At 47.5% G+C, this 12,034-nt stretch carries 10 protein-coding genes; 5 read left to right on the top strand and 5 right to left on the bottom strand.

What is annotated here, in order from left to right; translation table 11 throughout:
- Window positions 1-291: 291 nt before the first annotated feature.
- From BMY63_RS12215 to BMY63_RS10680, 3 genes are all read right to left on the bottom strand, one after another.
- Window positions 292-660, bottom strand: coding sequence for a hypothetical protein (locus BMY63_RS12215; RefSeq protein WP_143065779.1), 369 nt, complete (start codon window positions 658-660; stop codon window positions 292-294).
- Window positions 661-2,616: 1,956 nt separating this feature from the next.
- Window positions 2,617-3,249, bottom strand: coding sequence for a hypothetical protein (locus tag BMY63_RS10685; protein ID WP_091916637.1), 633 nt, complete (start codon window positions 3,247-3,249; stop codon window positions 2,617-2,619).
- A gap of 43 nt (window positions 3,250-3,292) precedes the next feature.
- Window positions 3,293-3,691 carry a BamJ family beta-barrel-assembly machinery protein gene (locus BMY63_RS10680; RefSeq protein WP_091916697.1) on the bottom strand — a complete coding sequence of 133 codons (399 nt, stop codon included), beginning with the start codon at window positions 3,689-3,691 and terminating at the stop codon, window positions 3,293-3,295.
- A 99-nt stretch (window positions 3,692-3,790) separates the two neighbouring features.
- Between BMY63_RS10680 and BMY63_RS10675 the strand changes: the two genes are divergently transcribed.
- The 4 genes from BMY63_RS10675 to BMY63_RS10660 all read left to right on the top strand — a co-directional run bounded on the left by BMY63_RS10675 (window position 3,791) and on the right by BMY63_RS10660 (window position 7,629).
- Window positions 3,791-4,339, top strand: coding sequence for a DUF3267 domain-containing protein (locus tag BMY63_RS10675; protein ID WP_091916635.1), 549 nt, complete (start codon window positions 3,791-3,793; stop codon window positions 4,337-4,339).
- 5 nt (window positions 4,340-4,344) lie between these two features.
- On the top strand, window positions 4,345-4,878 hold the full coding sequence (locus tag BMY63_RS10670) for a hypothetical protein (protein ID WP_371113585.1): 534 nt from the start codon (window positions 4,345-4,347) through the stop codon (window positions 4,876-4,878).
- Between the two features lie 180 nt (window positions 4,879-5,058).
- On the top strand, window positions 5,059-5,991 hold the full coding sequence (locus tag BMY63_RS10665) for a FimB/Mfa2 family fimbrial subunit (protein ID WP_091916633.1): 933 nt from the start codon (window positions 5,059-5,061) through the stop codon (window positions 5,989-5,991).
- Between the two features lie 102 nt (window positions 5,992-6,093).
- On the top strand, window positions 6,094-7,629 hold the full coding sequence (locus BMY63_RS10660; RefSeq protein ID WP_091916631.1) for a lipopolysaccharide biosynthesis protein: 1,536 nt from the start codon (window positions 6,094-6,096) through the stop codon (window positions 7,627-7,629).
- A gap of 71 nt (window positions 7,630-7,700) precedes the next feature.
- Here the strand turns inward: BMY63_RS10660 and BMY63_RS10655 are convergent, their stop codons facing one another.
- Both BMY63_RS10655 and nagB read right to left on the bottom strand, forming a co-directional pair.
- Window positions 7,701-9,662, bottom strand: a complete 1,962-nt coding sequence (locus BMY63_RS10655; RefSeq protein WP_091916629.1) for a glycoside hydrolase family 97 protein — start codon at window positions 9,660-9,662, stop codon at window positions 7,701-7,703.
- Between the two features lie 19 nt (window positions 9,663-9,681).
- Window positions 9,682-10,476, bottom strand: a complete 795-nt coding sequence (gene nagB / locus BMY63_RS10650; RefSeq protein WP_091900692.1) for a glucosamine-6-phosphate deaminase — start codon at window positions 10,474-10,476, stop codon at window positions 9,682-9,684.
- Between the two features lie 158 nt (window positions 10,477-10,634).
- Between nagB and hflX the strand changes: the two genes are divergently transcribed.
- A complete protein-coding gene (hflX, locus tag BMY63_RS10645; protein ID WP_091900690.1) occupies window positions 10,635-11,972 on the top strand; it encodes a GTPase HflX in 1,338 nt (445 codons plus the stop codon).
- The last annotated feature ends 62 nt before the right edge of the window (window positions 11,973-12,034 follow it).

Here is a 12,034-nt window from a genome sequence, read left to right as displayed (position 1 = left end):
ACCATCGCCTTCAGGGTGTCCACGAGCTGGCCGCCGAAGGGGTAGTAGTTCACGCGCTGCTTCATCGCGCCCGTCGAGGTCACCGTCTCACGCACCGTGCCCAGATGGTCCTTGTTCTGGTAGTAGAACGTGAAGTTGTCCGTCGTGCCGCTCTTTTGTAATCCCATGCGATATATGGTTGATATCGAGGGCAAATATAGGCAATTTGTCTGAAACGACCAAATCTGTGAGTAGGATTATTTGTTCTGCGCACTAACACAAAAGCCCCCTTTTGTTCTATTCTTGGGGTATCTACTCTTGAAAGAAACTACAGAAGTAATCTGCGTCTTTACCATATTTCCCTAAGCCATATTTTTCATATGCCTTCTCCATAATATCTATAATATCCTTCTTCGCAGGAATATAGTTATACCGTTCTACCATTATATAGGAATAATACAACAACAAATCATATTGGTCTTCATGAAGAAGTTCACTCCTAAGTTTATTGTAATCCCTAATAGAACCCATCAGTGAATTTGCTTTAAGTTCTGCTAATGGGCTTTTATTTTTCTTTGGTAGCCACATCTTTTCATAATCCTTACGTTTATCAAGAGAATTATATGCTTCTGTACATATTTTGTCTTTCTCTGAGCCGATTTTAAGATAATGAGAAGCCATCTCTTTCGAGTGTGTTCCTATTGAAAGATAACTTAAGCAATTGGTCAGACAACAAGCAATCTCGTAATATCCAGATGCGATGTCGAATTTGTCTGTAGCAATTATCGCATAAAGGAGAATCTCAAACTGCGAGTCGGCATTAAGAAATAAATAATATAGGTTATCGAATTCATCAGATGTTTTTCTCAACATGAATAAGTTCACGTCGCTAACGGTTGGTTGTCTTCTCTCAATAACAGGTTTCTTTCCTGTATGTTTCTGTGAATCCTTAATACAAGATTCTGACTTGCGATCAGAGTTGTTCGTATGTTTCTGCCCACACGCAGTAAACATCAAAAAGCAACAGAATAATGCGATTAAACTATATTTCATATAAATTGATAAACTCATGCAATCGTTTCCTTCTATCTTACCAAAATGTAATTTTCCTTTGGACGAGTAAATGCCTTCTGATATTCAGGGAAATCATAATAATCTGTAATATCTATCAGACTGTCTTTTCTGACAATAAACTTTGTAGGATAGAATTCTGGAATAGTATCTTTTCTATTAAGTTTTGCGACGTTAATTGTACTGTCAGAAAAACCAAGTTGAAAGTCGTGATACAAGGTTAATGTGTCGTTCCTCAAAGAAAACTTTCCCATAATTCCTTCTGCAGTCTCCGTGTAAATCTCATAAACAGAATTGGTCATTTTCAGTATAATATACATTCTAAGAATGTTGTAGTGTACCTTGTAGTTATCCCCAACTCTTTTATATATACGGATTTCTTGTTTCACGAACTGGTCATCAATGTTTCTTCTTGTCGTATAGCACGATTGGAGAAAACTTATACAAAAAAACAATATAACAATTCTTCTCATTTTCAAGAAATTCCATTATATGTTACACCATCTACTCTGAACGCACGCTTTGTCCGTCGTGCAATCCCATGCGATATATGGTTGATATCGAGGGCAAATATAGGCAATTTGTCTGAAACGGCCAAATGTGTGAGGGGGATTATTTGTATTTCATTGGTAAGCGTGTGATGGAGGGGGAACCATAAACATGCGCCCTAAAATCCCGTATAATAATGTTACCTTTACAGCCATTCTGTCTCTAGGGATATACCATATTTGTCTCCTTGGTCTTTATAAATCGTTTTATTATTCCATAACCGATAATTAATAGGTTTTGTATTGCAAAGATCTCATAAAAGATGTAGTCTGATTTTATACAATTAAGACTGAAGTCTGTAATGTGACTTAACACATCTGCCAGCCCTAAAAGCAAACTAGGAAATATACAGTATAAAATGCCGTAGAAGACATTTGACAATATGGATTTATTAATTTTTGAATAATAAAATAGCCATACAATTATTGTGCACAAAGGAATATAGATTAAAACAACAAATATAAGAAAAATACTAAATCCAAATTTGAATTCTTGAGTATCTATTTTGTTGTAATTTGCTATCAGTCCCAATAAAATATAGGAAACACAGCACGTTAAGTAAAATATGAGAATCTTTTTCATCTTTTGTCCATGCTTTGGTGGCACTAGTCCGTAAGAGATATGTAATCATCGTTGTTATGGGAAACAACCGTAATCTCTGTGTCCTGAACAGTTATCTTTGCCATGGGGTTGTGTTATTATAGATTATTTTGCAAATGTAGCGCAAAATCATGAGACGAAAGAAGAAAAAAGAGAAAAAAATGCTCAAGAGTTGGATACTTTGTTTTATAATGGTGGTGAACGATATTGGGAAGCATCCGATATTTGGCACACAATATTTACAAATCGCATACCACCATGAATCCGCATAAAGAAAGGGCAGGGGGCAAACTGGGAGTTTCATGCCGGTAAAGTAACAGAAACCTGGCAGGAAACTCCGACTTTCCTGCCAGGTAAAAACAATTGGCCCCGAAATGTCCGCAACTAGGCTATCGTTTATTCACCTGCTCACCTATTTTAATATTCAAAGACATGCTCATTCTGCATGTTTCCTGTTGAAAGGCGCTGATTGTCTATATACAATTCAAAGCCATATCTTTTTGGTCCATTCGGAAGAGAACGCTTCTGTCTATAAAGAGTAATCATATATGGCACCGAGTCACACCTTTGCTTAGAGTCACAAACCATATATGACACCGAGTCACATATTTGCTTACAGTCATGGAATGAAATACTCTCAAAATATGCCTCCTCAGGAACATCTTCAAAAACGTACTCGTTACCTACATGATATCCAATGATATAGGATAATGTCCGTTCACAATGTATACTATCTATATGTAGTATGGTTTTATGATCTTTTTCAGAGATACTGATACTATTATCCCAATTGAATTTTATGTCAAGAATATGCTTGCTTCCATCACCGCTATAACATGGTATTTCACGAAATGACATGCCCTTGTGAACATAAATATAGTGATGGTAATCATATAGCCGAAATCTAAATGTTCCCTTTTTATCGCTCGGGGCTGTATAATCTCTAACATCTATCTGTTCAAATTTGGGGAATGGAATTGTAATGTATGCTACAATACCCACAACAAGAATGATAAATGCTGCTAATGCTATTTTATTTCTCGTTTTCATATTGATATATTTGAAATGATCGTTATGATGAACTTCGGGAGTGTCATGCGATAGACAGGAGTTCGATCTCGAAGATCAGGGTTGAACCGCCGGGGATGCCGGGCTGGGAGAACTTGCCGTAGCCCATCTCGGCAGGGATGTAAAGTTCCCATTTGTCGCCGATATGCATCTGTTGGATGGCGATGATCCATCCTTCGATGAGGTCGCAGAGACGGCAGGCCAGAGGCACGCCGCCACGACTGCTGTCAAACTGTTTTCCATCAATCGTCCTACCCGTGTAGTGGGCTGTGATGATACTACGGACGGTTGGCTTCGCACTGTCCTGTTTGCCTTCGCCCAATACCTTATAATATATGCCCTTGGGTAGTGCCTTCACCCCCTCTTCCTTGGCCTTGGCCTCCAGCCAATCCTTGTTGGCCTTTATATACTCTCGCTTTGCCATAATCATAAACAATCCTAAATAATCGGTGCAAAAATACGAAAATAATGGGAATAATGAGTACCTTTGCAGTCGTTTATTAATAAAGTAAGTTTTGTGAATATGTCAGAAGAGAACAAGCGTAAAGTGTCGATAAATATAGTCAAGGCGAATCTCTTTGCCTTTGTCATCCTGCTGGTGTCGGCAGTCGTGTTTCTGGTGCCGTTCTATTATATTTGGGTAGGACGCAAGCCGCTGGCGGAGCTGTTGGGCAGCGAGACACAATGGTATGTGGCTTTCTTTGGCTTGATAGTCGGCGCCGTGATACATGAGCTTATTCACGGTATCACGTGGGCCTGTTATGTGCCAGGCGGATGGAAGAGCATCAGCTTTGGCGTGATGTGGAAGATGCTCACCCCCTATTGCCACTGCGATGAGCCGATGCGTATCCCAGACTACATAAAGGGAGCCATGATGCCTTGTATCGTGATGGGTATCATCCCCTCGGTTGTGGCGCTGCTCATCGGCAACGTGCCCTTGCTTTTATGGGGCATCTTCTTCATAGGTGGAGCCGCTGGCGATATCTGGATGACTTGGCTTCTGACCAAGGAGGATCCGAAGAGCATGGTGCTCGACCATCCCACAGAGGCAGGCTTTTACATTCTTGATTGAAAAAGATGATGGAGAATTTTGAAGAGCAACTACACGCCGACCTGCATCAGTTCCTGCTGAGCATCAAGGAGGTGGACGAGCGGCTGCCGGAGTGCCCCGACGTGGAGGATAAGTGGGAGGCGATAGCCAAGGCATACATCCCCGACGGCATCCGTGAGTTCCAGGACTTCCCCTCGGCCTCGCTCGGCTGGATGATGTATATCGGCATGGCTGTGGCGAAGATGTGGGACACGGAGTGGGAGATCTATTCGAAGATCGAGGACCTCTATGGCTATATGCGCGACAAGCGGGGCTACGATGCGATGGACGAGTATATCCGCGAGGAGGTGCTGTCGCTACAGGGTGCCGACTATATCGTGCTGGAGAAGGTGACGGGCGAGTGTGCCTCACGGGTATATAACGCCTTGATGCATCAGCGTCTTGAGCCTGGTACGAAGGAGGCCTTCGAGGGGTATGTCGCCTGTCTGCGTCAGCTCTACCTGTATGGCACTGCCATGCAACTGCGACGTATGGGCTATCACATGACGAAGATGGACTGATATAGGAGATGAATCCTCGGTCCGGAAGGGTCTTAGGTTGAGATGACAGTGTGGGGAAGTGGCTTGTCGTGTATGATAAGAGTAAAAAAATATTAAATATACAACGGGTTTGGTGAGAATGTGACAGGTTTAAGTTAACTTTGCAGTGTATAATCATTGTTTAACTTAAATGGTAACATTATGAAGAACAAGCACTTCTGCTTTTCTTATACAGGTCGTGTAGGCAGATCGCTGTCATGCGTTCTCGTGAGTATGATGATGCTCTCTATGGCATCGTGTGAGGAAATGAATGCCGATGATCTTTCAGAGGGCGGTGACAAGGAAACGCCCAATGTCGTGGTGCGTGTCGCCAGCTTCGAGCAGGTGCCCTTTCCTGCCAGGACGAGGGCGGCAGTGGGGGATGTGAGTACCCGACTGAACGTCGCGGTCTATGACGAGACGGGGCTGCGGGTAAAACAGGTGAACCAGAAGGCGGGAGACGCGGGTTTCGGGCAGGTGGGCTTTCTCCTACCTGCAGGCCACTATTATCTGGTGGCTCTCGCACACAACAGTTCCAAGAACCCGACGATGACCAATGCACAGAAGATCAGGTTCTCTAATCAGTCGGAAGGCATAGGCTATTCAGACACCTTCCTCTATGGCGACAGTCTGGTTGTTGGTGACGAACCGATAGAGCGTGTGTTGTCTTTGAGGCGTATCGTGGCGAAGGTGCGCTTTGAACTCGATGATGCACCGCCGCCATCCGTCAATAGGATCCGTTTTGCCTATGAGGGAGGGTCGGGCACTGTTGACGCTACGACGGGCTGGGGTGTCGTCAAGTCCAAACAGAAAGAGTTCTGTGATGTCGTCAGCGATGTCAGGCAATATGAGATATACACGATACCACGCGAAGACAGTCGCTATCTGACGGTGACGGTGGAGGGATACCAGCAGACGGATTCTTGCTTGGCAGTGCTGACAGAGAGACAGATAGACAGTATCCCGATAACACGCAACCGTATCACGGTCTGTCATGGAAATCTGTTCAGTCGTGAAGCGTCTGCGACACGTTCCAGTTCGTTCTCCTTCACCGTGGAAAATGAATGGGAAGAGGGGCAGACTATATTTTTCTAATCTTTTCTTGTCTGTATCGAAAAAAATCAGTAAATTTGCACGCAAATTGGAAAGATGCTGCCAGTTGGATAAGAAAAAACAGCTGGCAGATTCCTCTATGATATGAAGCAGTTAGACGCTAAACAGGTGATATTCAGAAATTCGGTGTTCCTTTTCGTAAGGAGCATCATTGTCATTTTGTTGGGTTTCTATGCGGCTCGAGTTCTGTTGGAGAAATTGGGCATAGAAGATTTCGGTGTCTATAATATCGTGAGCGGCGTTGTGCTGATGTTCCATTCCTTGCGTATCTTCTTCTCCTCTGCGATACAGAGGTTCCTAAATTACACGAAAGGACTGGGCGACGAGAAACAGCAGAACAAGATATTCAATACAGGTGTGCAGATACAACTGGTGCTGGCCGGTCTGTTCTTCGTCTTGATGGAGACGGTGGGAATGGTGGTGTTCATGCACTTGAACCTGACCCCGGAGCAGTTCTCTGTGGCCAAGGTCTTGTTCCAGTTGGCCATCGTCACGGCCATTGTCTCTATGATGACCGTGCCTTACGATGCCTTGCTGATAGCCAACGAGCGGATGGATGTGTATGCGCTGTTCTCCATCATGGACTACGCACTGCGCCTTGTCATCATCTTCCTGATATCTATCGGCCCGTTTGAGCAGTTGATTAACTATTCCGTCCTGTTGCTGGTGGTGACGATCCTGATGCTGACGGTCACGGCCATCTATTGCCATCGTCATTTCGTCGAGTCGAAGTTCCACTGGCTGTGGGATAAGTCGTTGATCAAGGATATGGGTCGCTTTGCCGGTTGGAACTTCCTGGGTAATACAGGTAACCAGCTGACACATGAGGGCGTGAACTTCATCCTGAACCTTGCAGGAGGTGTCACCGTGAATGCGGCGCGTACCATCGCCTATCAGATGATGGGTGGTGTCAGCACGCTGGTGACGAACGTGAACACGGCCTACAAGCCTCAAATCAACGCCTCGGCTGCCTATGACGAGAAACGTACCTTCTACAAGCTGTTGGGCTATAATGCGAAGGTGACGTTCATCTTCTACCTGCTGATCGTGGTGCCGCTGCTGATCTTCGCGCGTCCCATCGTCCAGTTCTGGTTGGGACATGTGCCTGAGCACGTCATCCCCTTCCTGCTGGCCATCAGCATCTATCATCTGCTGCGCTCCCTTCATGAGCTGGTGAACCAGTTCTTTATATCTATTGGTGAGATGAAGGAATATCAGATCATCGAGATCTCTGTGATGATCCTGATTCTCCCGTTGGCTTATTTCCTGCTCCAGCAGGGACTGCCGTTCTGGACGGTGTTCATCGGGATGTCTGTGCTGGAGGTGGTGAACCACTCGGCCACGGTGTGGGTGGCAACCAGGAAGTTTAAGTTCCCCTTCATGTATTTCGTCAAGGAGGTGTATACGCCCTTCCTGATGATGACACTGATCTCCGTCCTGATCTTCTGCGGTGCCTATTACCTGAAATGGTCGGAGGTGGACGGTCCGCTGAACGGTCTGCTTCATGTCATGGCCACGGAAGGTCTGCTGCTGCTTGTCACCTCGGCATTCTTCCTGAAGAAAGAGGAACGCAAGGATATGGTTAGGATCATCTTCCCGTGGCGGAGAAAGAAGGATTAAAGAGAAAGAATAAGAAATATAAAGCCCTCATCGATCGATGAGGGCTTTTTCGTTCTGTGACTTTCAGCGGATCAGTAGATCACCATACCGCCGTTAGACTGTAGTGTGATCTTGGCCCGTCCTTTCTTGTCGCGCTTGAGCGTGGTCTGCACAGGCGCTCCTTTCGTGTCGTCTATATAGAGTGTCGCGTCATCGGACAGGAAGGAGAGGTCGAGGGTCAGCGTGATCGGCTCTTTCTTGGCGTTGAGACCAGCCACATACCAGTCGTCTCCATGGCGACGGGCGAGGATGATGTACTTGCCGGGATAGCCGTCGATGAAACAGGTCTCGTCCCATGTTGTAGGAAGCTGGCGCAGGAAGTCCATCTCAAACTGAGGCAGTTCGTCGAGGTTGTTGGGCTGCATGGCCACACACTGGATACTGGTCTGCATGATGATACCTGAAGCCAACTCGAAGATATCGGTCGTCTTACGACGATGACGACTCTTATTGTCCTTCGAGAGATACTTGTTCATGATGATGCCGCCCCAGTCCATGGAGGCTGTTGCATTCCGGCAGAAGGGGTGGAGGGTGAGGTCGAACGGCTGACGGATGGCTGCCCCTTCATTGAAGAACACGTTCTCACTGGCCAGGACGGCCTCGGAGGCCACGTAGTTGGGGTACATGCGCTCCCATCCGCGAGGAACGGTACAGCCATGGAAGATGACCTGCAGACCGTATCGGTTGGCATCGCTGAGGATATCCTCGTAGAGACGCATGGTCTCCTGCTTGTCGCCACCGAAGAAGTCGACCTTGATGCCCTTGATGCCGATGCGCTGCATCCATGCCATCTCCCGTTCACGGGCGATGTTGGTATTCATGCAGTCGCGTGGTCCTTGGGGGGCGTCGTTCCAGAAGCCGTTGGAGTTGTACCACAGCATCAGATGAACCCCTTTCGACTGGGCATACTGGGAGAGTTCGGCGATGCGCTCACGACCGATCTGTGTATCCCACCAGTTGTCGACAAGGCAGTACTCGAAGCCCATGGCCGAAGCCAGGTCGATGAACTTCACCTGGTCGTCGTAATTGATGGAATTGTCTTGCCAGATGAGCCAGCTCCAGGTGTAGCGACCCGACTGGTAGTCGGTGGAGGCTTCGTAGAGAGGACTCACCAGGTCGTAAGAGATGGTGGTCTCGACGATAGGTTTCAGACTGGTGCCTACGGTAATCGTGCGCCATGGGGTCTCACCGGGAAGAGGAATGCCGGCATACTCCGAGCCGAACCCGTTGTTCTCGCCTTTGTCGGGGTAGGCGACGGTATAGCCGGTGCCCGACTGGTAGTCGGAGAGATGACTGCCGCAATAGCCACCAGTCACACCTGTTTCGGAGACTAAGGCCCAGCCCTCCTGTTGACTCTTTCCGCCTTGAACATGAAACAGTGCCGGGAAGATATAGCCATGACCGTATTGGGATCTGACGGCCATGGGGGCGTCGGCAGAGTAGCCCTCCTCATAGCTGGGCTTCGTCTGTTCCCAACCAGTCTCTGGTCCGATCTGAGGAGAGATGAAGGTGGTGGTCCTGTCGGGGAACAGGAAACTGCTTTTCTCTTGATAGACGATCGCGCGTTTGTATTCCTTGTCATCGAACTTCTGACGAGGGATGCTGTAGCGGAAGGCAATATCGTTGTTGCTGACCTGGAAGATGATGCTGAACGTCCGTCCTTCCTGATTCTCGAAGTCGAGTGTCAGTTGGTTGGCATGGTATTCGGACGAAGCGGTCTTGGTGCTGCGCATGGTATAGCAGTCGAACACTTCTTTTTTGTGACAATTTTTCATGGTCAGTCCATGCGTGAAGTCGCCAACACTTGTCTTCAGTCCCAGGGAAGATTTCTCAAGCACTTGTAATCCGCCGAGCGTGGCGGCATAGGTTACGTCCCCATCGTTGGTGCTGATAGTCACCTGCAGATTGCTGTCTGGGGATAAAACCGTAACGTCATCAGCCTGGGTGAAGACTGATGACGTTAGGAAGATAGAAAGGAAGAGGGTCTTTCTCATTCTCTAATCTTCATTTGTGTTAAAGAATATTGTCACTCTCAATGTCCTTGAAGTACTTGTAGGTAGCAACCTTCAGTTCGTCGGCAGCCTCCTCGTCGCACACGATGATACCGTGCTCGTGCATCTGCAGGGCGCTGATGGTCCACATGTGGTTGACGCTACCCTCGATGGCAGCCTGCAGGGCGCGTGCCTTACCGTGACCGTTGGCCAGGATCATGACCTCACGGGCATCCATGACAGTTCCCACACCAACAGTAAGGGCGTGAGCAGGCACATTCTCAGGATTTCCACCAAAGAAGCGAGAGTTGGCGATGCGTGTGTCAGTGGTCAGGGTCTTCATACGTGTTCTGGAACGAAGTGAAGAGCCCGGCTCGTTGAAGGCGATATGTCCGTCGGGACCGATGCCGCCGATGAACAGGTCGATGCCGCCAGCCTCGAGAATCATCTGCTCATAGTGCGCACACTCTGCGTTCAGGTCGGGAGCGTTGCCGTTGAGGATATGAATATTCTCTTTGGGACAATCTATATGATCAAACAGATTACGTGCCATGAAAGCGTGGTAGCTTTCCGGATGTGTCTCGGGCAGGCCAACATACTCGTCCATGTTGAATGTGATGACATTCTTGAAGGAAACTCTGCCTGCGCGGTTTGCTTCTACCAGTGCGTTGTACATGCCTATGGGAGAAGAACCGGTCGGCAGACCCAGCACGAACTTGTGATCGGGTGTCGGGTTGAACTGATTGATACGCTCGACAACATGGTTTGCTGCCCACTGGGACAATTTCTGGTAGTCGTTTTGAATGATTACTCTCATAATAATTATTGTTTTAGATGGTCTGAAATTTTTGCAAAAGTACAAAATTCTAGAAAAACAGACACAGGATTCTTCGTTTTTTTTTATTAATCTGTGTTAATCTGTTTCATCTGTGACAAAAAAGAAGTATCTTTGTAAGCAAATTGAAGAAAGTCTGAATGAAAGAATTTGTAATATCTGAAGCAAAGGCGGAAACGGCCGTCTTGGTTGGCCTGATTACGAGGGAGCAAGACGAAGCGAAAACCAATGAATATCTTGACGAATTGGAGTTCTTAGCCGACACGGCAGGTGCCGTGACGGTGAAGCGGTTTACCCAGAAGGTGGGCGGACCGAGTCAGACGACATATGTAGGCAGCGGAAAGCTGCAGGAGATTAAGGAATATATCAAGCAGTGCCAGGATGCCTATGACGAGGCGATGGATGAGCTGAGCGAGTGGCAGTTGGCTAATGGCGGACAGATGCCCGACGGTGTGGAGATTCCCCAACCTGTGGGTATGGTGATCTTCGACGACGAGCTTTCTGCCAAGCAGATCCGGAATATTGAGAAAGAACTACAGGTGAAGATCCTCGATCGCACCTCACTGATCCTGGATATCTTTGCCATGCGTGCCCAGACGGCTGAGGCCAAGGCGCAAGTGGAACTGGCCCAGCACCGTTATATGCTGCCCCGTCTGCAGCGATTGTGGACACACCTGGAGCGCCAGGGCGGTGGCTCCGGCTCTGGTGGCGGTAAGGGTAGTGTGGGTCTCCGTGGTCCTGGTGAGACCCAGTTGGAGCTCGACCGTCGTATCATCTTACAGCGTATCACCCTGCTGAAGCAGCGCCTGGCTGAGATCGACAAGCAGAAGACCACCCAGCGTAAGAACCGTGGTCGTCTGATCCGTGTGGCTCTTGTGGGATATACAAACGTGGGAAAGTCGACGATGATGAACCTGCTTGCTAAGAGTGAGGTGTTTGCTGAGAACAAACTGTTTGCCACCCTTGACACCACTGTCAGGAAGATGACCATCGACAACCTGCCTTTCCTTCTGGCTGATACCGTGGGATTTATCCGTAAGTTGCCTTCCGACCTCGTGGAGAGCTTTAAGAGTACCCTCGATGAGGTGCGCGAGGCTGATCTGCTGGTACACGTGGTGGATATCTCGCACCCAGACTTCGAGGAGCAGATACGGGTGGTGGAAGAGACGCTGAAAGAGCTCGGCTGTGCTGATAAGCCGGCACTGCTCGTGTTCAATAAGATCGATGCCTATACGTGGGTGGAGAAAGAGGAGGACGACCTGACGCCTCTGACGAAGGAGAACTATACGCTGGAAGACCTGCAGAAGACCTGGATGGCGAAGACGGGTGAGAACCAGCATTATCTGGAGTGTATCTTTATCTCGGCCAAGAACAAACAGAACATCGATGAACTCCGTAATATCATCTACAAGCGAGTACGCGAGTTGCATGTTCAGAAGTATCCGTATAACGACTTCCTCTATACGATAGAGGAGTAGACGAGGGAGATGAGGATGGATGAACGTATCCTAATAAATGAAGTGAAACAAATTCAAAAATA

The organism is Prevotella aff. ruminicola Tc2-24 (assembly GCF_900110895.1).
Classification (GTDB): domain Bacteria; phylum Bacteroidota; class Bacteroidia; order Bacteroidales; family Bacteroidaceae; genus Prevotella.
The sequence above is the reverse complement of the archived record's forward strand: the minus strand, read 5'-3'. Positions and strand labels throughout refer to the sequence as shown.